20 protein-coding genes are annotated in these 22,621 nt (G+C 65.2%); 12 read left to right on the forward strand and 8 right to left on the reverse strand.

Annotation, left to right across the window (positions count from 1 at the left end; genetic code table 11):
• Positions 1-107 precede the first annotated feature (107 nt).
• A complete protein-coding gene (locus tag OU999_06160; GenBank protein WAC24767.1) occupies positions 108-824 on the reverse strand; it encodes a GGDEF domain-containing protein in 717 nt (238 codons plus the stop codon).
• A 58-nt stretch (positions 825-882) separates the two neighbouring features.
• Positions 883-1,509: a GGDEF domain-containing protein gene (locus tag OU999_06165; protein WAC24768.1), complete on the reverse strand. Its 627-nt coding sequence runs from the start codon at positions 1,507-1,509 to the stop codon at positions 883-885.
• A gap of 289 nt (positions 1,510-1,798) precedes the next feature.
• Between OU999_06165 and purE the strand changes: the two genes are divergently transcribed.
• The 8 genes from purE to OU999_06205 are packed head-to-tail and all read left to right on the forward strand — an operon-like array spanning position 1,799 to position 9,890.
• A complete protein-coding gene (gene purE, locus OU999_06170; protein WAC25364.1) occupies positions 1,799-2,254 on the forward strand; it encodes a 5-(carboxyamino)imidazole ribonucleotide mutase in 456 nt (151 codons plus the stop codon).
• Complete coding sequence (locus tag OU999_06175) at positions 2,251-3,345, forward strand: 5-(carboxyamino)imidazole ribonucleotide synthase (GenBank protein ID WAC24769.1); 1,095 nt, start codon at positions 2,251-2,253, stop codon at positions 3,343-3,345. Before purE ends, OU999_06175 begins: the two co-directional genes overlap by 4 nt.
• Positions 3,342-3,839 carry a dihydrofolate reductase gene (locus OU999_06180; protein WAC24770.1) on the forward strand — a complete coding sequence of 166 codons (498 nt, stop codon included), beginning with the start codon at positions 3,342-3,344 and terminating at the stop codon, positions 3,837-3,839. The genes OU999_06175 and OU999_06180 overlap by 4 nt, the downstream gene beginning before the upstream one ends.
• The gene (locus OU999_06185; protein WAC24771.1) at positions 3,836-5,020 is read left to right on the forward strand and encodes a dipeptidase; all 1,185 of its coding nucleotides are present in this window, start codon (positions 3,836-3,838) and stop codon (positions 5,018-5,020) included. Before OU999_06180 ends, OU999_06185 begins: the two co-directional genes overlap by 4 nt.
• Before the next feature lie 7 nt (positions 5,021-5,027).
• Positions 5,028-5,951, forward strand: a complete 924-nt coding sequence (locus OU999_06190; protein ID WAC24772.1) for a bifunctional riboflavin kinase/FAD synthetase — start codon at positions 5,028-5,030, stop codon at positions 5,949-5,951.
• Between the two features lie 30 nt (positions 5,952-5,981).
• Positions 5,982-8,900, forward strand: a complete 2,919-nt coding sequence (gene ileS / locus OU999_06195; GenBank protein ID WAC24773.1) for an isoleucine--tRNA ligase — start codon at positions 5,982-5,984, stop codon at positions 8,898-8,900.
• The gene (lspA, locus tag OU999_06200) at positions 8,897-9,460 is read left to right on the forward strand and encodes a signal peptidase II (GenBank protein WAC24774.1); all 564 of its coding nucleotides are present in this window, start codon (positions 8,897-8,899) and stop codon (positions 9,458-9,460) included. Before ileS ends, lspA begins: the two co-directional genes overlap by 4 nt.
• A 1-nt stretch (position 9,461) precedes the next feature.
• A complete protein-coding gene (locus tag OU999_06205) occupies positions 9,462-9,890 on the forward strand; it encodes a DUF3035 domain-containing protein (protein ID WAC24775.1) in 429 nt (142 codons plus the stop codon).
• Positions 9,891-9,967: 77 nt separating this feature from the next.
• Here OU999_06205 and dxs read toward each other — a convergent pair whose 3' ends face one another.
• From dxs to pabB, 5 genes are all read right to left on the reverse strand, one after another.
• Positions 9,968-11,902, reverse strand: a complete 1,935-nt coding sequence (dxs, locus tag OU999_06210) for a 1-deoxy-D-xylulose-5-phosphate synthase (protein ID WAC24776.1) — start codon at positions 11,900-11,902, stop codon at positions 9,968-9,970.
• Between the two features lie 112 nt (positions 11,903-12,014).
• Positions 12,015-12,488 carry a transcriptional repressor gene (locus OU999_06215; protein ID WAC24777.1) on the reverse strand — a complete coding sequence of 158 codons (474 nt, stop codon included), beginning with the start codon at positions 12,486-12,488 and terminating at the stop codon, positions 12,015-12,017.
• A gap of 48 nt (positions 12,489-12,536) precedes the next feature.
• Positions 12,537-13,238, reverse strand: coding sequence for a peptide-methionine (S)-S-oxide reductase MsrA (gene msrA / locus OU999_06220; GenBank protein WAC24778.1), 702 nt, complete (start codon positions 13,236-13,238; stop codon positions 12,537-12,539).
• Positions 13,235-13,387: a hypothetical protein gene (locus tag OU999_06225; GenBank protein WAC24779.1), complete on the reverse strand. Its 153-nt coding sequence runs from the start codon at positions 13,385-13,387 to the stop codon at positions 13,235-13,237. Before OU999_06225 ends, msrA begins: the two co-directional genes overlap by 4 nt.
• A 221-nt stretch (positions 13,388-13,608) precedes the next feature.
• Positions 13,609-15,423 (reverse strand): aminodeoxychorismate synthase component I, encoded by a 1,815-nt coding sequence (pabB, locus tag OU999_06230; GenBank protein WAC24780.1) that lies wholly within the window; start codon positions 15,421-15,423, stop codon positions 13,609-13,611.
• A gap of 120 nt (positions 15,424-15,543) precedes the next feature.
• Here pabB and OU999_06235 point away from each other — a divergent pair, with 120 nt between their 5' ends.
• Together OU999_06235 and OU999_06240 are read left to right on the forward strand one after the other, a co-directional pair.
• Entirely contained in the window at positions 15,544-17,517 is a 1,974-nt protein-coding gene (locus tag OU999_06235) for a prolyl oligopeptidase family serine peptidase (GenBank protein WAC24781.1), read from the forward strand.
• Between the two features lie 24 nt (positions 17,518-17,541).
• The gene (locus OU999_06240; protein WAC24782.1) at positions 17,542-18,924 is read left to right on the forward strand and encodes an L-serine ammonia-lyase; all 1,383 of its coding nucleotides are present in this window, start codon (positions 17,542-17,544) and stop codon (positions 18,922-18,924) included.
• Here OU999_06240 and OU999_06245 read toward each other — a convergent pair.
• On the reverse strand, positions 18,905-21,022 hold the full coding sequence (locus OU999_06245) for a ComEC/Rec2 family competence protein (GenBank protein ID WAC24783.1): 2,118 nt from the start codon (positions 21,020-21,022) through the stop codon (positions 18,905-18,907). The genes OU999_06240 and OU999_06245 overlap by 20 nt on opposite strands.
• On the opposite strand from OU999_06245, the gene OU999_06250 reads away from it, so the two are divergent.
• Positions 21,021-21,143 (forward strand): hypothetical protein, encoded by a 123-nt coding sequence (locus OU999_06250; protein ID WAC24784.1) that lies wholly within the window; start codon positions 21,021-21,023, stop codon positions 21,141-21,143. The two genes, OU999_06245 and OU999_06250, sit on opposite strands and share 2 nt — an antisense overlap.
• On the forward strand, positions 21,144-22,604 hold the full coding sequence (gene gltX / locus OU999_06255) for a glutamate--tRNA ligase (protein WAC24785.1): 1,461 nt from the start codon (positions 21,144-21,146) through the stop codon (positions 22,602-22,604). It begins immediately after the preceding gene.
• The last annotated feature ends 17 nt before the right edge of the window (positions 22,605-22,621 follow it).

Here is a 22,621-nt window from a genome sequence, read left to right on the forward strand (position 1 = left end):
CTCACCAAACATGCGGCAGTGTCTGTGCCATGTCTTTCACGGGATCAGCGCTGGTCTTGCAGGTAGACGGGTCTGGTTAATGGGCTGGCCCGGTATTGGACGTAAGTTCAATCGGAAACCATGACACGATTGCGGCCATTGCGCTTGGCCGCGTACATGGCCGCGTCCGCCTGAGCCAGTACTGCGTCCAGCGGCGCGCCTGCAGAAAGGCCCGCCACGCCAATCGAAATCGACAGAGCAATCGGCGAGCCATCCGCCGCGCGCATCGACAGGGCTGCGATCGCACCGCGCGCCCGCTCTGCTATGGCAAGCGCCAGCGCCTGGGGCATGCCCGACAGCAGGATGGCAAACTCTTCTCCGCCAACCCGGCCCAGCAGATCGTCGGGACGCAGCGCCGCCTGCAGCGTATTGGCCACCAGACGCAGCGCCTGATCGCCTGCAGCATGGCCATATCGGTCGTTGATCGCCTTGAAATGGTCGATATCCGCCAGAAGCACGCTGGCCGGCGCATCCTCGCCATAGGTCGACGCCAGCCGGTAGAATGCGGCGCGGTTGAGCACGCCGGTCAGATGGTCGCGATCGGCCTGGGTCAGCAGTTCCCGCTGCACGATGAGCAGTTCCTGGTTGAGCCGCTTGTTCACCTCTGCCTGACGCACCAGAACATAGCTGACCGGTGCGGCTATGGACGCAGGGCACAGCACGGCAAAGGCCCAATAGATCGCCTCGATCGATTCACCGGTCGCCAGGACAAGCGCCTCCATCGCCAGAAGCGTGGCGACGACACTGAAAATGACAACGATCAGGACCTTGAGCCAGGGCTGCATGTAACGCCCTGTAAAGCAAAAGGCTTAAGACACCGCAAATACGGGCGCGAATGCGGAATTAGCGGGCCGAACCGCGCGAGCGCTTGGACCGGTACATATGGCTGTCTGCGCGGGCCAGCACATGGCCTGCCTCGTCATCCGGATGGATGAAGGCATGGCCGAAGGTTGCCGAGAGACTTGTTACCGCCTCGCCAAAGCCGATCCGGCAGGCGGCGATCCCGGCGGTGAGCTGAGCGACCTTGATCTCGACATCGCCCTCGCTGATCGCGCCCAGGATCAGCGCGAATTCATCGCCGCCGATCCGCGCCACCACATCGGTCGAGCGGACATTGTCCAGCAGCACATGCGCCACGCAGCGCAACGCCTCATCGCCGGCGGCATGGCCAAAGGTGTCATTGATGACCTTCAGATCATCGACATCGACGAAGACCAGCGCGGCCCGGCTCTGATAACGCTGGCAGTGCGCGATCGCGCTAGCCACGGCCTGCTCGAAATAGCGCCGGTTGAACAGCGGGGTCAGCGTATCGCGGCAGATCTCGTCCTCGAGTTCGCGCACCCGCGCGCTCAGCTTCGCGTTCTGCTGCTTCAGGTCCGCGCAGAGCAAGGCAAGCTGTTCATGGCTCGACACCATGTCTGCCTGAGGTGGTATCCCACCCGGGCTGCCCTGAACATCGGTCATCTTCATGTTGATATCTGCCAGAATCCTCGGCGCGTTCCCTATTGCGCCTGCATAGCAAGGCTGGGCCTTGCGAGCATGATCAAAATGGCATTAACCCAGTATAATCTGTGCACAAGCGGGACATGTCCCACCATTTCGAGGGCATCATGCATTTAGCACGCAGGGTGATTGCGGGTGCGGTTCTTTGCCTTTAAGACCCTGACCAAACCAGTAATTATGCGGAGAATCCTGCGTGGCCGAGCCATTTCCGAAGCCCGACCGCCAAAGCCCGGAACGGGCGCCGGTTGCCATCATCATGGGCAGCCAGTCGGACTGGGAAACCATGTCGGGCGCAGCCCAGGTGCTGGACGACCTTGGCGTGGCGCATGATTGCCGCATCGTCTCTGCGCACCGCACGCCCGATCGGCTGGTGGCCTTTGCCAAAGGCGCGGTGGATGCGGGCTTTCAGGTGATCATTGCCGGCGCAGGCGGCGCGGCGCACCTGCCCGGCATGGTCGCCAGCATGACACGGCTGCCGGTGCTGGGCGTGCCGGTGCAGAGCAAGGCGCTGAGCGGCCTCGACAGCCTGTTGTCGATTGTCCAGATGCCCGGCGGCATTCCGGTGGGGACCCTGGCGATTGGACCGGCGGGAGCCAAGAATGCAGGCCTGCTCGCTGCCTCTATCCTGGCGCTGAACGATCCCGGGCTGGCCGAGCGGCTCGATGTCTGGCGCGCGGCGCAAAGCGATTCGGTGGGTGAACGCCCGGCATGAGCGACGTGATCCCCCCCGGCAGTACCATCGGCATCATGGGCGGCGGCCAGCTGGGCCGCATGCTGAGCCTTGCCGCAGCGCAACTGGGCTATCGCTGCCATGTCTTCGCGCCAGAGGCGACCAGCCCGTGCGGCGAGGTGTCGGCCGAGGCGACCAGCGCCGATTATGCGGACGATGCCGCGCTCACCGCCTTTGCCAAGGCGTGCGACGTGGTCACCTATGAGTTCGAGAATGTGCCGGTGGCGCCGCTCGACAGCATCGCCGGGCTCGTGCCGCTGCGCCCCTCCCCCCGCGCGCTGGAAGTCGCGCAGAGCCGTATCGACGAAAAGCGCTTTGTCGCCGAGTTGGGCGGACGCACCGCGCCGTTCGGCTTTGCCGAGACCGAGGCGCAGGTCGCCGCGGCCATCGAGGTTTCGGGCACGCCCGCGATCATCAAGTCGAACCGCATGGGCTATGACGGCAAGGGCCAGGCCCGCGTGATGCCGGGCGATGACCCGGTCGCGCGCTGGCACGAGGCTGGCGGCGTGCCGGCGATCATCGAAGGGTTCGTGACCTTCGACGCCGAGTTTTCGGTGATCCTCGCGCGTTCGCCGCAGGGCGACATCCGGTTCTGGGACAGCGCCGAAAACGTTCATGTCGCAGGCATACTCGACGTCTCCACCGTGCCGGCCAGCGCCGCCATCCAGGCACAGCTGCCCGCCGCGCGCGAACTTGCCGCCAGGGTTGCGGAAAAGCTCGATTATATCGGCGTGCTGACGCTGGAATTCTTTGCCACCAGCGAAGGACCGGTGTTCAACGAAATGGCCCCGCGCGTGCACAATAGCGGGCATTGGACCATCGAAGGCGCGTTCACCAGCCAGTTCGAAAACCATATCCGCGCCATCTGCGGCCTGCCGCTGGGCGAGACCGCGCTGGCCTGCCACGCAGCCGAGATGCGCAACCTGATCGGCGAGGCGGCGCATGGCTGGCCGGAGCTGCTCGCCGATCCCGCCAACCATCTGCACCTTTATGGCAAGCATCGCGCGCTGCCGGGGCGCAAGATGGGGCATGTCACGCGTATTACGCTGGAACCTGCGGGGCTCCCCTCATGAACCATCCCGAAATCTTTCTGGTCCTGGCCCGGGCGCGCAATGGCGTGATTGGTGCAAACGGCACCCTGCCCTGGCACCTGCCGCAGGACCTGCGCCACTTCAAGGCGCTGACCCAGGCAAGGCCGATGATCATGGGCCGCAAGACCTTCGACAGCCTGCCCGGCCTGCTGCCCGGACGCCGCCATATCGTGCTCACCCGCAGTACCGAATGGGGCGAGGAAGGCGCAGAGGTGGTGCACAGCATCGACCAGGCCATCGCCACCGCCAATGCGCCGCATGTCGCGGTGATCGGCGGCGCGGAGATATTCACCCTGTTCCTGCCGCGGGCCGACCGTATCGAGCTGACCGAAGTTCATGGCGATTTTGACGGCGACACCGTGCTGCCGCCGTTCGATCCTGCCGTGTGGCAGGAAAGCACGCGGACCGACCACGCGGCGGACCCCGACCATCGCGATAGGCCTGCGTTCAGCTTCGTCACGCTGGTGCGCCGGTGATCCGCAAGATCCTGCTGGGTCTGGTCCTGCTGGTCATGGCGGGGCTGGTCTTCACCGTCACCGTGCTGCCGGGCCTGTTCGAAAAGCAGACCAATGTCGTGACCGACGAACCGCTGCCACAGGTCCGCGCCGATGCCGCCGCGCTGCACAAGACGCTGCAGATTGCCGACCTGCACGGCGACACGCTGCTGTGGAAGCGCGACCTGCTCGACAAGGCGAGCCGCGGCCAGATCGACCTGCCTAGGCTGGAGGCCGGCAATGTCGCGCTGCAGGTCTTCTCGTCGGTATCCAAGACGCCCAAGGGCCAGAATTACGACAGCAATTCGGCCGACACCGACAATATCACGCTGCTGGCGATGGCGCAGCTGCAGCCGGTCCGCACATGGTTTTCGGTGCACGAACGCTCGATGTGGCACGGCCAGCGGCTCGAAGCGGCGGCGAAGCAGTCCGGCGGTCGCCTGATGCTCATCCGCAAGCCATCCGATGTCGAGACGCTGCTCGCCGCGCGCGCTGCCGGCAAACAGGTCACCGGCGCGCTTTATTCGGTCGAGGGGCTGCAGAATCTGGAGGGCAAGGCCGAGAATCTCGACCGGCTCTATGGTGTCGGCATGCGCATGGCAGGCCTGGTGCATTTCTTCGACAACGAGCTCGCAGGCTCGATGCATGGCGAGCGCAAGGGCGGGCTGACCCCGTTCGGCCGCAAGATGGTGCGCGCGATGGAGGCCAGGGGCATCATCGTTGATATCGCGCATTCCAGCCACAAGGCCGTCGCCGAAATTCTCAGCATGGCGCGGCGCCCGGTCGTGTCCAGCCATGGCGGGGTGCAGGCGGTGTGCGGGGTCAACCGCAACCTGAGCGATACCGAAATCCGCGCCGTCGCGGCTACCGGCGGCATCATCGGCATCGGTTATTGGGATGGCGCGATCTGCTCGACCGATCCGAAGATGATCGCCAGATCGATCAAGCATGTCCGCGATCTGGTCGGCATCCAGCATGTCGCGCTGGGCAGCGATTTCGATGGCGCGGTGACGACACGCTTCGACACCAGCCAGGTCGTGCAGGTGACGCAGGCGCTGATCGATATCGGCTTCACGCCCGAAGACATTCGCGCGGTCATGGGCGGCAACACGCTGCGTATCCTGAAACAGGGCATTGAACCCCTGCCCGGCAAGGGCCTATAGGGCGCTCATGTTGAGGGTGGAGGGCAGCGATCGGCTGCCGGACAGGTTGCGCGGGGGCATCATCGCGCTGGGCAATTTTGACGGCTTTCATGCCGGTCATCAGGCCGTGGCCGGACGCGCCATCCAATGGGCCAGATCCGAAGGCCGCCCCGCGATCATCGCCACCTTCGATCCGCACCCGGTGCGCTATTTCAAGCCCGACACCCCGCCCTTCCGCCTCACCAGCCTCGACCAGCGTCAGCAGCTGTTCGGCCAGGCAGGCGCGGACGCGATGCTGGTCTTCGCCTTCGACAAGACGCTCGCCGAAACCCGCGCGGAAAGCTTCATCGCCGATCTGCTGATCGAGCGTTTCGGCGCGGTCGGCGTCGTGACCGGCGAGGATTTCACCTTCGGCAAGGGCCGCGGCGGCAATATCCAGGTGTTGCGCGATCTCGGCGCATTGCTCGGGCTGCGCAGCGAGGCGGTGGGCCCGGTGACCACCGACGACGCGGTGATCTCGTCGAGCCGCATCCGCCAGTGCCTGATCGAAGGCCGCCCCGACGAGGCCGAGCGGCTGATGACCCGGCCCTTTGCGGTGCAGGGCGTGGTCCAGCATGGCGACAAGAACGGGCGGCTGCTGGGCTTTCCCACCGCCAATATCGACATGGGCAGCTATGTGCGGCCGCGCTACGGCATTTATGCCGTGACCGGGCATCTCGCCGATGGCCGGGTGCTGAAAGGCGCGGCGAACCTGGGCATCCGCCCGCAATTCGATCCGCCCAAGGAATTGCTCGAACCGCATTTCTTCGATTTCAGCGAAGACCTGTACGGCCAGACGATCGAGGTCGCGCTGCGCCATTTCATCCGGCCCGAAGCGAAGTTTGCCGATTGGGACGAACTCAAGCGCCAGATCGATGCCGACTGCGCGCGCGCGCGGGAATTGCTTGCCTGAAAGGCGTGCGCGCCTTAAGCGCCAGCCACTATGACCGACCAATCCGCCAGCACGCCGCCCGACTATAAAGACACCGTCTTTCTGCCGCAGACCGACTTTCCGATGAAGGCCGGGCTGGCGCAGAAGGAACCGGCTATTCTGGCGCGCTGGCAGGAACAGGACCTGTACAACACGCTGCGCGATGCCCGCCGCGGCCGTGAAAAGTTCATCCTGCACGATGGCCCGCCTTATGCGAATGGCGACATGCACATCGGCCATGCGCTCAACCATATCCTGAAGGACATGGTCTGTCGCACCCAGTCGCTGCTGGGCAAGGATGCGCCGTACGTTCCCGGCTGGGACTGCCATGGCCTTCCGATCGAGTGGAAGATCGAGGAGCAGTATCGCAAGAAGAAGCTCAACAAGGACGAGGTCGATCCGGTCGCCTTCCGCGCCGAATGCCGCGCTTATGCCCAGCATTGGGTGGACACCCAGCGCGAACAGCTGAAGCGCCTCGGCATCCTGGGCGATTGGGACAATCCGTACCTGACGATGGACTTCGCCGCCGAGGCGACCATCGTGCAGGAGCTGATGAAATTCGCGGAAAGCGGCCAGCTCTATCGCGGTGCCAAGCCGGTGATGTGGTCGCCGGTCGAAAAGACCGCACTCGCCGAGGCCGAGGTTGAGTACGCGGACGTCACGAGCACACAGATCGATGTGGCGTTCGAGATTGTTGACGCTCCGAATGCGCCTGAGCTGGTCGGTGCCTATGCGGTGATCTGGACGACGACGCCCTGGACGATCCCGGTAAACCAGGCTTTGGCTTACGGGCCGGAAACTAACTATCGGTTGTTCCAGATCGCTGTGTCAGTCGATGCTGCACCCAATATTGATGTTTTTGAGGATGCGACATTTAAGGCGCTCAATGGTCACAAAGTGCTCATCGCTGATAGCGATCAGCTTCGGTCCGAGTTTGCGGCAAGGTTGCATCAGCTTTGGCCAGGTGCAGGTCTTGTCGACGTTGACGATTGGAGCAAAAATGGGCTGGTGTTAGCCGGCGCCACCGCCCGCCACCCGATGCACGCACTCGGTGGCTTCTTCGCCAAGCCCCGCCCCTTCCTGCCCGGCGATTTCGTCACCACCGACGCAGGTACCGGCCTCGTCCATATGTCGCCCGACCATGGCGAGGACGATTTCGACCTCTGCAAGGCAAACGGCATCGAGCCGGTGTTCGCGGTCGAGGGCGATGGCCGCTATCGCGATGACTGGGCCTGGCTCGGCGGCGCGGATGAGCGGCGCATGTCGGTGATCAACCCCAAGTTCAACGCGCCCGATGGCCCGATCTGCGAGGACCTGCGCGCCGCAGGTGCGCTGCTTTCGGCGGGCTCTTTCCAGCACAGCTATCCGCACAGCTGGCGTTCCAAGGCCCGCGTGATCTTCCGCTGCACCCCGCAATGGTTCATCCCCATGGATGCGCCGCTCGCCACTGGCGAAACGCTGCGCAGCACCGCCATGCAGGCGATCTCGGACACCCGCTGGGTCCCCGCCAAGGGCGAGAACCGCATCCGGTCGATGGTCGAAGGTCGCCCCGACTGGGTGATCAGCCGCCAGCGCGCCTGGGGTGTGCCGATCACCTTGTTCGTCAACCGCAAGACCGGACAGTATCTGAGCGATCCCGCCGTCAACGCCCGTATCGTTGCGGCGATCCGCGAACAGGGCGTCGATGGCTGGAACGAGGCGGCGGTCCCTGCCCTGCTCGGCCCCGATTACGATCCGGCGGATTACGAGCGCGTCACCGACATTCTCGACGTGTGGTTCGACAGCGGCTGCACCCATGCGTTCGTGCTGGAAAGCGGCAAATGGCCCGACCTGACCCGGCCCGAAGGCCATGTCGGCCCCTGGGCGGACCTGTATCTCGAAGGGTCGGACCAGCATCGCGGTTGGTTCCAGTCCTCGCTGATGGAAAGCTGCGGCACACGCGGCCATGCGCCCTACAAGGCGGTGCTGACCCATGGCTTCACCATGGACGCCAAGGGCATGAAAATGTCCAAGTCGCTGGGCAACACCATCGATCCGCTGACCCTGATCAAGGATTCGGGTGCGGACATATTGCGGCTCTGGGCGCTGTCGGTCGACTTCACCGAGGACCACCGCATCGGCAAGGAAATCCTCGCCGGGGTGTCGGACCAGTATCGCAAGCTGCGCAACACCTTCCGCTACATGCTCGGCGCGCTCGCCGGGTTCGAGGACAGCGAGAAGGTGGCCGTGGAGGACATGCCCGAGCTGGAGCGCTATGTGCTCCATCTGCTGGCTGACCTTGATGCGAAACTGCGTCAGGCGGTCAACGACTTCGACTACAACACGTACGTCCGCTCGCTCGCCGATTTCGCGAACAACGACCTGTCGGCCTTCTTCTTCGATATCCGCAAGGACTGCCTGTACTGCGATATCGGCCCCGCGCACCCGCTCGGCACGATGAAGCGCCGCGCGTACCGCACCGTGCTGCACGTGCTGTTCGAGGCCCTGATCCGCTACACCGCGCCGGTGCTGGTATTCACCGCCGAAGAGGTGTGGGGTACGCGCTATCCCGATACGGGCAGCGTGCATCTGCTCGAATGGCCGGAACTGCCCGCGCTTGGCGATGGCAGCGAACTTGTCTCGCGCTGGACCCAGATGCGCACGCTCAAGGAGAGCGTCACCGGCGCCATCGAGCCTTTCCGCCGCGACAAGGTCATCCGCTCGAGCCTGGAAGCCGAGGTCGGGATCGCAGCTGACGCAGTGCCGGAAGGGCAGTTTTCCGCCGCCGAACTGGCAGAGCTGTTCATCACGGCAGATGTGTCAGTGGCTTCTGCGGAGATGATCGAAGTCACCCGCACCACGCACCACAAATGCGGCCGCTGCTGGCGTCACCTGCCCGAAGTGACCGAAGACGGCGCGCTGTGCGACCGGTGTTCGGAGATGCTCGCGTGACGCTCACCCGTTTCCGCACCGAAGGTGTCGCGCTGGCGATCGTCATTCTGGTCATCGATCAGATCGCCAAGTTCATCGTCGCAGGGCCGCTCGCGCTGAGCAGCCGGTTGCAGATCGAGATCACCCCGTTCTTCAACCTCACCTGGGCGGAGAATCGCGGCGTATCGATGGGCTTCCTCACCGCAGAGACCGAAACTGCGCGCTGGATGCTGGTCGTGCTGACCGGAATCATCGCCACAATCGTGCTGCTGTGGATGTTCAAGGAACGCGCGCGCGGCGACATTCTGGCGCTGGGCATGATCCTGGGCGGCGCGCTGGGCAACATCATCGATCGCGCGCGGCTGGGCTATGTCGTCGATTATGCAGACCTGCATTTCGGCGCATTCCGGCCGTTCATGATCTTCAACATTGCGGATGCAGCGATCACCATCGGGGTGCTGTTATTGCTTGCCCGCGTTCTGATAATCGGCGACAAAGCCGCGAAATCTGAAGGCCCTACATCGGGGGTTCAGGATGGCGGGCATAGCGGTGACGCTCCTGCCGCCAAGACGGAGAATTAAGATGCTTAACTCGGGGCGTAAACTGGCCCTTATCGCCGGTATCTCGGTCGCAGCTGCGACGCTTTCGGCCTGCGGCTCCAGCGGCGGCATCTTCAACCGCGATCGTCCTGACGAGTTCGCGGTGTCGCGTCAGGCACCGCTGGTGATCCCGCCCGATTTCTCGCTGACCCCGCCTTCGCCGGGTGCTGCCCGTCCGCAATCGGTCCAGGCGAGCCAGCAGGCGCTCGACGCGCTGTTCGGCGGTCCGCAGCCGCGCAGCGGTGTCGAAGGCGCCGCGCTTGACCGCGCCGGTCGCCCCGATGCCGCGATCCGCTCTGAAGTTGGCGATCCCAAGACGCAGACGACCGACAAGGGTGCCACCACCCGCGATATCGTTGCGGCGCCCGAAGGTGACGGCCAGGATGCCAAGGCGGCCGTGCCGCAGCAGTAAACCTGCCCACCAGGACACAAAAAGCCCGGCGATCAAAGGATCTGCCGGGCTTTTTTGTGTCCGAATCGAACGTGGGATCAGGCGCGCGCGCCATCCCCCACCACGGTAACTCCGGCGCTGTTGTGACGCAGCGCCTTGAGCACGGTTTCGACAATGCCATCGGCATCGAGCCCGGCTTCGGCATATTGCTTTTCGGGCTTGTCATGCTCCTGGAACACGTCCGGAAGGCGCAGCGTGCGCAGCTTCAGGCCCGCATCGATCAGCCCCTCGTCCGAGGCCATGGTGAGCACATGCGCGCCCAGCCCGCCGATCGCGCCCTCTTCCACCGTCACGCACACCTCGTGCGTCGCCAGCAGTTTGCGGATCATCTCCTCGTCGAGCGGCTTGGCAAAGCGCAGGTCAGCAACCGTCGTGGACAAGCCCTTGGCGTCGAGCACATCGGCGGCCTTCTGCGCCTCGGCCAGGCGGGTGCCGAGCGAGAGGATCGCAACCTTCTTGCCTTCGCGCACGATGCGGCCCTTGCCGATCTCGAGCCGCTCGGGAACCTCGGGCAGCGCCACGCCGACGCCATTACCGCGCGGATAGCGGAAGGCGATCGGGCCGCTGTCGTGGCACGCGGCGGTATAGGTCATATGGACCAGTTCCGCCTCATCGGCGGCGGCCATCACCACCATGTTGGGCAGCGTGGCCAGATAGGTGACGTCGAACGACCCGGCATGGGTCGATCCATCGGCACCTACCAGCCCGGCGCGGTCGATAGCAAAGCGAACCGGCAGGTTCTGGATCGCCACGTCGTGCACCACCTGGTCATAGGCGCGCTGCAGGAAGGTGGAATAGATCGCGCAGAACGGGCGCATGCCCTGCGCGGCCAGACCAGCCGCAAAGGTCACCGCGTGCTGCTCGGCAATGCCGACGTCGAAGCTGCGGTCGGGATGCGCCTGGGCGAACTTGTCGACGCCGGTGCCCGAGGGCATGGCAGCGGTAATCGCGCAGATCGTGGGATCGGTATCAGCCAGCCTCGCCAGCGTTTCGCCGAACACATTCTGATAGGCGGGCGGGCCGGCCGCCGCCTTGTCCTGCTTGCCGGTGATGACATCGAACTTGGCAACGCCGTGATATTTGTCGGCCGCAGCTTCGGCAGGGGCATAGCCCTTGCCCTTTTGCGTGACGACATGGACCAGGCACGGCCCTTCGGCGGCGTCGCGGATATTCTCCAGCACCGGCACCAGCTGGTCCAGATTGTGCCCGTCGATCGGGCCGACATAATAGAAACCCAGTTCCTCAAACAGCGTACCGCCCATGGCCATGCCGCGAGCATATTCGTCGGTCTTGCGCGCGGCCTGGTGCAGGCTCTTGGGCAGCTTGCGCGCCAGACGCTTCAGCGCCTCGCGCACGCCCAGGAATTCGCGGCTGGAAACGATCCGCGCGAGATAGCCCGAAAGCCCGCCTACGGGCGGAGCGATCGACATGTCATTGTCGTTCAGGATGACGATCAGCCGGTTGCCCGCGCGCTCGGCATTGTTCATCGCCTCATAGGCCATGCCGGCGCTCATCGCGCCATCGCCGATCACTGCGATCGCCTTGCCGGGCGCGCCGCTCATCTGGTTGGCGGTGGCAAAGCCCAGCGCAGCCGAGATCGACGTCGAGCTGTGCGCCGCGCCGAACGGGTCATATTCGCTCTCGCTGCGCTTGGTGAAGCCAGAGAGGCCACCCCCGGTGCGCAGCGTGCGGATGCGGTCGCGCCTGCCGGTCAGGATCTTGTGCGGATAGCATTGATGGCCGACATCCCAGATCAGCCGGTCATTGGGCGTATCGAACACATAATGGATCGCAGTGGTCAGCTCGACCACGCCCAGGCCCGCGCCCAGATGGCCGCCGGTAACCGAAACCGCCGAAATCACTTCCTGGCGCAGCTCGTCTGCCAGCTGGCGCAACTGCGTCGACTTCAGCTGACGCAGGTCGGCCGGTGTGTTGACGGTGTCCAGCAATGGCGTTTCGGGCAGATTGGTCATTGAATTCCCTTTCAACCGCGAATCCTAGACCCATTTTTGGGCTCTGTCGAATGATCGACCAGGATGACGGCTTGAGTGTAAAGTTTTTTGGACAGTTCCGCAAATGCGGATTTCAGTCACATGCTGCGCAGCGGCCGCGCACCTCTATGACCGGGCGTATATCGACATAGCCCGCGGCTTCCGCCGTTTTCCGGACGCTGCGCGACAGTCCGTCATCGTCGATATGGGTCGCATTTCCGCAGGAATCGCACACCAGAAAGATGCAGTCATGCACGCAGCCCGGGTGAGAGTTGGCGATATAGGCGTTGATGCTCTCAACTCTGCGCGCCAGATTCGTGCGCACGAACAGGTCGAGAATGCGATAGACCGAGTTGGGCGCGACCCGCTTGCCGCGTTTGCGGCTGACAGAATCGGCAATATCGTAAGCGGAGGCAGGCTTTTCGATCTCCGCCAGGGCGGTGAAGATCGACTCGCGCATATCGGTCCATTGCTCGCCCGCTGCTTCGAGCGAACGGCGCGCAGCCACGGCAAGGTCTTCGCCCTCATGCTCGTGATGCTTGTGGCCATGATCGGTGACGGTGGACATGGGGCATATCTACGCATGCCGCCCCCAGGTTGCAATGGCCCGGCGGTATCAGCCGCGCACCGGCTTGGCGCTGTACAGCGTCGGGAAGGTCCGCTTGAAATTGCTGACCTTCACCGCATCCCAGCGCAGGATATACGGGTGATCCGGGTTCTTGAACATGAAGTCCTGGTGATAGCCTTCTGCCGGATAGAAGGCCTTGTAAGGCTCCACCGCCGTGACGATGCGTTTCTTCCACACGCCCGCCTTGTCCAGTTCGGCAACATAGGCACGCGCAACCTGCGCCTGCGACTTGTCGGTGGGGACCAGCGCGGTGCGATACTGCCGCCCGCTATCGGGTCCCTGGCGGTTGAGCGTGGTAGGATCGGCCACGACCGAGAAAAACACCTGCAAGAGCTGGCCATAGCTGACCTGCGACGGGTCATAGACCACGCGCACCGCCTCTGCATGGCGGGTGACGCCGCTCGAAACGTCATCATAGTTGGCGTTCACCTTGCCATCGCCATGATAGCCCGAGACCGCGCTCTTCACACCCTTCACATGGCTGAACACGCCCTCGACGCCCCAGAAACAGCCGCCCGCGAAGATCGCGACACGCTGCTTGCCCGATTCCACGGCCTTGAGCCTGGGCGCGGGGATGATCTTCGCCTCCTCGGCAGCCAGCGCCGCCGCGCCGCTATCGAGCGTCATCACGGCAGCACCGGCGAGGCCGAGCGCGGCCATCATGGACAGGGAGCGGGCGGAAAGCTTCATCGGCTGACGGGGCTTTCGATTACGGTATCGGCGTGCGGGGCCGGATAGGCCTTGCCGTCTGCGGGCAGCAGCACGAACAGCGCCACCGCGCCGATCGCAAAGCCGCCCAGGAAATTGCGGATCAGGTCCGATTTCAGCAACTGGGTCATGGCATGTCTCGTTTCTCGTTCGGTCGCCATTCGTGGCGTTATCTTACGGGGTTACATCGGGGCGGTGATCTGGGGAGACCGTCTGGCGAATCAAGCGGAACGGGGGATGGTTCTGCTTAACCCATGACAAGTTTGCCTGATTCGGCTGTATCCGCTGTGAACCAAGGCACAGGGTGATGTTCAGCTTTTCGGCGAACGGCTTTTCAGCCTCGATCAGCCCTTCAGCGCAGCAGCCGCGCCCGCATCAGCCCGCGCAGCGAATTGCCCAGCCAGAAGTCCTCAGCAAGGTCATCGACGCTCAGCCGCGCCTCGCGGGCGCGCCCCTCATCAATCAGCTCGCGGCGCAGCACGCCGGCAAGCAGCCCCTGATCCAGCCCCGGGGTCAGCAATAGGCCATCGCGTTCGACGAACAGGCTGGTGAAACTGCCCTCGGTCAGCGCTCCGGCGGCATCGGTGAACAGCACCTCGTCCGCGCCATCCTGCGCTGCGGCCTCGCGGCGCGGCACGTCATAACAGTCGCGGTCGGTGGTCTTGTGGGCCAGCCGCAGATCATCCGCCGCCAGCGTCATCGGACGGATCACGACCTTGATCGGCTCGGCAAGCGGCGCGGGCATCGGGCGCATTTCGATGGCGGTATCGCCGGTGGGCGACAGCAGCAGACGGATGCGCGTCGGCGCTTCCAGATAGAAACAGGCGTGGTTGAGTGCGTTGCGCACCGCATGCCGATCGAACGCAAAGCCCAGCGCAGCCGCGCTCGCCTTCATCCGTTCCAGGTGCAGTTCAAGCCGCAAGATGCCTTTGGCAGGGTCGAAGCCCATGGTCTCGATCAGATCGAACCTGCGTGTCGCCGCCTTCAAGAACGCCCCCTTGACCAGACATTCGCGCCATTCGTCGCCGGGTGTGGAATCCGCCACCACCCCGGAGCCGAGCCCCAGGCTGACCTTTTGCGCATCGGCGGCGAGATGCAAGGTCCGAATGGCGACATTGAACGCCGCATCACCGGGTCCATGCTCACCCATGGGGTCGATGCGGCCGATCGATCCGCAATAGATGCCGCGCGGCCCGGCCTCAATTGTGCGCAGCAATTCCATCGCCCGGATCTTGGGCGCGCCGGTAATCGATCCGCACGGAAAGATGGCGCGAATGATGTCGATGGCATCTGCCCCCGGCGCGATCGCCGCGCGCACAGTGGAGGTCATCTGGTGGACGCTGGGATAGCTTTCGATGCGGAACAGGTCGGTGACGGCGACGCTGCCCGGCACCGCCACGCGCGACAGGTCGTTGCGCAGCAGATCGACGATCATCAGGTTTTCGGCGCGGTCCTTCTGCGACGTGCGCAGCCGCTCGGCCGCGTCCGCATCGCGCGCCGGATCGGCATGGCGCGGCGCGGTACCCTTCATCGGGCGCGCCGTCATCTCGCCATCACGCAGCGAGAAGAACATTTCGGGCGAGAGGCTGAGCAGCCAGTCCGCACCGTCGAACACCACCCCGCCATAACCTGCAACCGATCCCGCGCGCAGCGCGCGGTACAGGGCGAGAGGATGCCCCGAGATGGCAGCATGGTTCTGGAAGGTCAGGTTCGCCTGATAGATATCGCCCCGCGCGATCGCCTCGTGCACCTCGGCAAAACGCGCCGCATAATCGCGCTCGCCCATGTCCGGGCGCACCGGCCCCAGGAATGCTTCGCCCTGCCCGCCCTGACGGGCGAGCCAGCCGGGAACCGCCTCTGCCGCGATGACGTCATAGCGATCGAACAGGCCGAACCAGGCCAGCGTCATCGGCTGCATCGCATCCAGCAGCGGCCGCAGGCGCGGCTCGAGCGCAAAGCCTGCCTCGTAGCTCAGATATCCGGCAGCGTGCAGTCCCTCGCGCCCGGCCTCGCGCAGATCGGCGAGCAGGGCATCAAGCTCGTCTGCCGTGCGCGCGGACAGGCAGCGGACGGGATAGCGATACAGCCGCGCCGGGCTGGCGCGCTGCGTGCGGGCGTCGTCGAGCAGAACGAAAGGCTGGAAAATGCGGTCGGGCCGGGGGTCCATGGGCTGCGCTTCTAGGCTGTGGCTTGGGCCATGACTAGCCGGATATGCGGCTGCGCATTGCCAAGCCAGGCCTGCCCGCATAGATCGTCGCGGCAAGAGACACCATAAAGGGACGCAAGGATGGAATGGCGCAGATGGAATGCGGCCCTCGCCGCCATGGCGCTCGGCTGGTCCGTGCCCGGGCTGGCGCAGGAAGCGCAGCCCGGCGCTGCCGTCGTGCCGCCGCCCCCCGCCATGCTGGCCGATGGCGTTCCGCCGATCCCGCATGCACTGGTCGCCGACACGCGGCCCTATCTGGAATATCGCACCGCAGGCTTTGTCGGCTGGAACCCGGTCGATCGGGCGATGCTGATCACCACCCGTTTCGGCAATGTCGCGCAGTTGCACCGCGTCGCCGCGCCCGGATCAGCGCGGCGGCAGATCACCTTTGAGGAAGAGCCGATCTTCAGCGGCACCTGGTCGCCCGATGGCACCATCCTGCTGCTGGAAAAGGACGCAGGCGGCAACGAGGTGGCGCAAATCTATGCGCTCGATTCGGGGCGGCTGACGATGCTGACCGATGGCAAGAGCCGCCACGCGCTGGGCCCCTGGTCCGATGACGGCCATTTCGTCGCCTATGGCAGCAACCAGCGCACCGGCGTCTATAACGACATCTACATCATGGACCCGCGCGACCCGAAGTCCGCGCAATTGGTGCTGTCCACCGACAGCGGCGGCTGGGCGGCGATCGACTTTGCGCCCAATGGCCGCGACCTGCTGGTGTTCAACTATATCTCGGCCACCGACAGCCAGCTGCACATCATCAATGTCGAGACCAAGGCCATCCGCCAGGTCACCCGCGATGCCACGCCGGTAGCCTATGGCAACCTCCAGTTCGCGCCCGATGGCCGGCTATGGGTTTCCAGCGACAAGGATTCGGATGTCCAGCGGCTGGGCGTGCTTGACATCGAAACCGGGCTGTTCACCCCGATGATCGACGGCGGCCGCTGGGACATCAGCAGCTTCGATATCGCCAGGGACGGCAAGACCATCGCCTATGTCGTCAACGAGGCCGGGTTCTCGCGGCTTTACCTCTACGATATCGCAACCGGTGCCAAGCGCGCGGTCCCCGGTCTTCCAGCCGGCGAGATCGGATCGGGCCTGAAATTCGCACCCTGGGGCGAACTGGGCTTCACCGTCTATTCCAACCAGTCGGCCGGCGACGCGTTCAGCCTGGATATCGCCACGCTCAAGGTCACCCGCTGGACCGAAAGCGAGACCGGCGGGCTTGACCCTGCGGACAATGTCCAGCCCGAACTGGTCGAGATCAAGAGCTTCGACGGGGAGCCCATATCCGGGCTGTTGTACCGCCCTGACCCCAGGCGCCATCCCGGCAAGCGTCCGTTGATCATGTCGATCCATGGCGGGCCCGAAGGCCAGGCGACGGCGGGCTTTCTGGGGCGCAACAACTATCTGATCAACGAGCTGGGCATCGCCCTGTTCTATCCCAATGTGCGCGGCTCCACCGGCTTCGGCAAGCGCTTCGTCGCGCTCGACAACGGCCCCTTCCGGCGCGAGGATTCGGTGAAGGACATCGGCGCGTTTCTTGACCGGCTGGGCAAGTATCCGACGCTGGATGCCAAGCGGTTCGGCGTCACCGGCGGCAGCTATGGCGGCTATATGTGCTATGCCAGCGCGATCCGCTATGGCCGCCGCTTCAATGCTGCAAACTGCATCGTCGCCATCTCGAACTTCGTCACTTTCCTTGAAAAAACAGAGGAATATCGGCGGGATTTGAGACGGGTAGAATATGGCGATGAGCGCAATCCCACATTGCGCGCCAAGCTGGAGGAAATCAGCCCGCTGACCCAGGTCGACCGGCTGAAACTGCCGTTGCTGGTGGTGACCGGCGCAAACGATCCGCGCGTGCCCGCCAGCGAGGCCGACCAGATCATCGATGCGGTGCGATCACGCGGGGGCACCGCATGGCACCTGCTCGCACGCAACGAGGGCCATGGTTTCCGGCGCAAGGAAAATGCCGATTTCCTGTTCTGGACCACGCTTGCCTTCTGGCAGAAGCACCTGCTCGGCACGCAGCCCGGCGCTGCAGACTGAAGAACAGCAAGCAAAGGACGCAATATGGTCGCCTCGGTCTTCGATCTGTTCAAGATCGGTATCGGCCCGTCGAGCTCGCACACCATGGGGCCGATGGTCGCTGCCGGACGATTTGTCGCCCGGCTGGCGGACAGCAGCCTGCTGGAACGCGTCACGCGGATCGAGACGCGGCTGTTCGGCTCGCTGGCACTGACCGGCAAGGGCCATGCCAGCGACCGTGCGATCCTGCTGGGCCTGGCGGGTGAAGAGCCGGTGAGCTGCGATCCGGATGCCGCCGACAGGCTGATCGCGACCATCCGCGAATCCGGCGAAATCCTGCTCGCCCGGACGCATCGCATCGCGTTCGACGAAGCCGCGGACCTGTTGTTCCTGCAACGCGAGCGGCTGGATTATCATTCCAACGCCATGACCTTCACCGCCTTTGACGGGCAGGGCGCGGAGCTTGACCGGCGCGCCTATTATTCGGTCGGCGGCGGGGCCGTCGTCGATGAAGGCGAAACCGGCGGCAATGCGCCGGGCGGCGGCGGGCTGTGGGACGTGCCGCACGTCTTCCGCTCGGGCGCGGAACTGCTCGCCATCGCTGCCGAAACCGGGCTGTCGATTGCCGAGATCATGCGCGCCAACGAGCTCGCCGCACAAAGCCCGGAGGCCTTGTCCGAGGGGCTGGCGGGGATCGCCGCGGCCATGTCCGCCTGTATCGATCGGGGCATCCGCACCGGCGGCGAGCTGCCCGGCGGCCTCAGGGTCAAGCGCCGCGCGCCGCTGATCATGGCGCATCTGATGGAACGGCAGGAGCGGATGCTGTCCGACCCGCTCACCGTGATCGACTGGGTCAACCTCTGGGCGCTGGCGGTGAACGAGGAAAATGCGGCAGGCGGCAAGGTGGTTACCGCCCCCACCAATGGCGCGGCGGGCATCATCCCTTCGGTACTGCGCTTCTATGATCGCTTTGCGCCGGGCGCGGACCAGGCCGGTGTCGAGCGCTTCCTGCTCACCGCCGCCGCGATCGGATCGCTGTTCAAGGAGAACGCATCGATCTCGGGCGCGGAAGTGGGCTGCCAGGGCGAGGTCGGCGTCGCCTGTTCGATGGCCGCAGCCGGGCTGGTGGCCGCCTGGGGCGGTTCGCCGGGCCAGGTCGAGAACGCGGCAGAGATCGGCATGGAGCATAATCTGGGGCTGACCTGCGATCCGGTGGCCGGGCTGGTGCAGGTGCCCTGTATCGAACGCAATGCCGTGGGCGCAGTGAAGGCGATCGAGGCGGCACGCCTGGCGATGATGGGCGATGGCACGCACCGGGTCAGCCTGGACGAGGTGATCGAGACGATGCGCCGCACCGGGCTCGACATGAACGAGCGCTACAAGGAAACCTCGCAGGGCGGGCTGGCGGTCAACGTGGTCGAGTGCTGAGCCGCTCCGCCCGCTGAGCCTCGCGCGCAGCTTTGCGCAGGGCCATCGCCCGGTCCCACCAGGGATGCCCTTCATGGTCACTGGCGACGGTGCGCGCGGTCTGATCGGCAAGATAGACCGCTATGCCGCCGGTCCGGTCGAGCCGCGCGCGGTCGATCTTGAGCCAGCGCGGACGGCAGCTGCGCGGCAACCAGCGTCCGGCAATCACGATGTCGGTGCGGCGGCATGCGGCGGCCAGCGCGCGCTCGGGCACGCGCTCGCGGTTGCGGCCGACCAGTATGGAGACATCGCGGGCCTGCCCCTGCAGGGTGAAGGCGCAGAATTCCGGGCTGCACTTCGCCTCTGGCCAATCCTCTATCGCCAGCGCCTCGCCATCAAAGGCCGCGCTTTCGCTCAGGCTCTGCAGCGCATAATCGCCCGTTCCCCGGCGCAGCAAAACCATCGGGTCGCCGGAGCGGTTGACCGCGACATGCTGCCCGTCGCCGGTGACCAGCAGGTCGGGCGCGGGCTGCAGCATCACGCCAGTCACGCCCAGCGCGACAGGCAGCAGCCCCAGCCAGCGCCCGCGCGTTCGCCACAGCGCCAGCCATAGCCCGCCGAGCACGAACAACGCGAACACATGCCCGCCGGTGCGCGGAAACAGCGCGACCGCGCCGGGTGCATCGGCGGCCAGATGCGCCAGCGCGATCAATAGCTGCAGCGCCTGGCCGCACAGCCACCACAAGGGCGCTCCCAGACCTGCAAGATCGAGCAGCAAGGCCAGTGCCTCGATCGGCATGATAACAAAGGTGGTGAGCGGAATCGCGACCATATTGGCCAGCGCGCCATACAGCCCCGCCTTGCCGAAATGGTGCAGCGCAATCGGCATCAGCGTGAATTCGATGAGCAGCCCGGTGAGAAAGGTCAGCCCGAGAAATCGCGCAACCCGGCCCGGCCAGGACAGGTCTTCTGCCGCCCAGCGGCGCATCACCGGGTGATCATGCAGCGCGACGATCGCGGTCACGGCGGCAAAGCTCAGCTGAAAGCTCGGCCCCATTAGCGCCTCTGGCCAGGCCAGCAGCACCAGCATCGCACCCGCCGCGATCAGCCGGGGCGAGACCGGATCGCGCCCCAGCGCCAGCGCGAGCAGAACCAGCAACGCGGCGGCGCAGGATCGGATGGTCGGCACCTCTGCGCCAGTGAGCAGCGTATAGCCGATGCCCGCCAGCGCCCCTGCCCCGGCAGCGACCAGCGGCAGCCGCCAGGCGCGCGCCAGCAGCGGGAACAGTGCCAGCAGCCGCAGCGTGATCAGCCACACGGCCCCGATCAGCGCGGTCACGTGCAGCCCGCTGATCGACAGCAGATGCGCAAGGCCGCTGCGCCGCATGGCTTCTGCATCTTCCTCGCTGATCGCACCGCGGTCACCCGTCGCCAGCGTTGCGGCAATGCCCCCTGCCCCGCCGGGCACCGAAGCCTGGATATGCGCAGAGAGCCGTGCCCTCAGCGAGTCGAAAGGGCTCGCCTGCCCGCCCGGCTTCACGATGCGCGGTCGGTCGAGCAGGCTGCCGGTCGCGCCCAGCCGGTCGAACCAGGCACGCTGGGCAAAGCTGTAGCCGCCGGGCAAGGCCGCCTGCGCCGGGGGCATCAACCGCGCCCTGGCCGCGATGATCGCACCGGGACGCACACCGGCATCGTCCAGGGCCATGTCCAGATTGACCCTGACCCTGGGTGGCAGGCCCAAGGCCGGAGCTGGCGCGATGATCAAGCGCACCAATTTGCGGGCAGGCAGTGTCTCGCGGCTCTCGATCCGCCCGGTCAGCAGTCCGAACCAGGGCGCTGCGAGCGGATCGGCAGCGACGCGATCGGCGCGCCAGGCCATGTGCGCGCACCCCGCGGCCAGCATCAGCAGGCCCAGGAACAGGCAGCGCGCGCCCAGCTCCATCGCCGCCCAGGAGCGGCGCACCGCCAGCACCATCAGCGCCCCGCCAAGGCCGAGCGCGATCACTGCTGCGGCCCAGTCGCTGCCCGGCAGCAGGAACCACAGCGCAATGCCCGCCGCAAAGGCGACGACGATCCACACGGGCAGCTGGTCCCGCTCTGCCAGCAGCCAGCGTTCCATGGCTGCACGCGCCGGTGCGGCCATTGAAAAACGCTGCAAACTGGCCATTTGTCGCTGCCAGAAAGCCGTGCTAGAGGCGGTCGAAATTGCCATCAGCGGCGAGTTTGAAAGGAAAGCGTAAGTGAGTGCAAGCGGCGAAAATTCGGCCATTCCGGCGGGCCAGTCCAGCGGGCAGGTCGTAACCCGGTTCGCCCCTTCGCCCACCGGATTCCTGCACATTGGCGGCGCGCGCACCGCGATGTTCAACTGGCTGTTTGCCCGCCACCATGGCGGCAAGGCGCTGCTGCGGATCGAGGATACCGACAAGGCGCGTTCGACCCCCGAGGCGATCGATGCGATCTTCGCCGGACTCGACTGGCTGGGCCTGGACTGGGATGACAAGCCCGTGTTCCAGAGCGAGCGCGCCGCGCGCCATGCCGAGGTCGCGCACCAGCTGCTCGACGCGGGCAAGGCCTATAAGTGCTTCGCCACCGCCGAAGAGCTTGAGGCGATGCGCGCCGAGCAGCGCGAGAAGAAGCTGCCGATGCGCTATGACGGGCGCTGGCGCGATCGCGATCCGTCCGAAGCGCCCGAAGGCGTGCCCTATGTGATCCGCTTGAAGGCGCCGCAATCGGGCAAGATGACGATTGCCGACGAGGTTCAGGGCAACGTCACCGTCGATACGCGCGAACTCGATGATTATGTCCTGCTGCGCTCCGATGGCACCCCCACCTATATGCTCGCGGTTGTCGTCGACGATCACGACATGGGCGTGACGCACATCATCCGCGGCGACGATCATCTCAACAACGCATTCCGTCAGCTCGCGCTGATCCAGGCGATGGGCTGGCCAGAGCCGGTCTATGCGCACATCCCGCTGATCCACGGCAATGACGGCGCCAAGCTTTCCAAGCGCCACGGCGCGCTGGGCGTCGAGGCCTATCGCGACGATATGGGCATCGTCTCCGACGCGATGTTCAACTATCTGCTGCGCCTGGGCTGGGGCTATGGCGACCGCGAGAAGATTTCGCGCGCCGAAGCCGTCGAGCTGTTCGCGCTCGCCAATGTCGGCAAGTCGCCCTCGCGCTTCGATGCCAAGAAGCTGGTCAACCTCAACGGCCAGTATCTGCGCGAGATGGACGATGCCGCGCTTGCCGCGCTGGTTGCACCGCGCGTCGCGGCCTTGATGAGCGAATTCGACGCCGCCAGCGGTACCGAGCTGCTCACCCGTGCGATGCCGGTGATGAAGCTGCGCGCCCGCGACCTCAACGAACTCGCCGATGGAGCGCAGTTTCTCTTCAAGAATCGCCCGTTAAGCATGGACGAGAAAGCAAAATCCCTGCTAGACGAGGGCGGGGTCGCGGTTTTGCAGACAGTATTGCCGGTTCTGACCGAGGCAGCGTCGTGGACGGCCGCCGCATTGGAAGAACAGGTTACCCAATTTGCCGAGGCACAGGGGCACGGCCTTGGCACTTATGCCCAGCCGCTGCGCGCCGCCCTTACCGGACAGGCACGCTCACCGGGTATATTCGATGTGCTCGAACTCCTGGGCCGCGAGGAATCGCTCGCCCGGATCAACGACGTCACGCGCGTCGCCGCCTGAGCGGCGCCCGCGCGCAA

Origin of the sequence: Blastomonas sp. SL216 (assembly GCA_026625625.1) — a bacterium.
Lineage (GTDB): Bacteria > Pseudomonadota > Alphaproteobacteria > Sphingomonadales > Sphingomonadaceae > Blastomonas.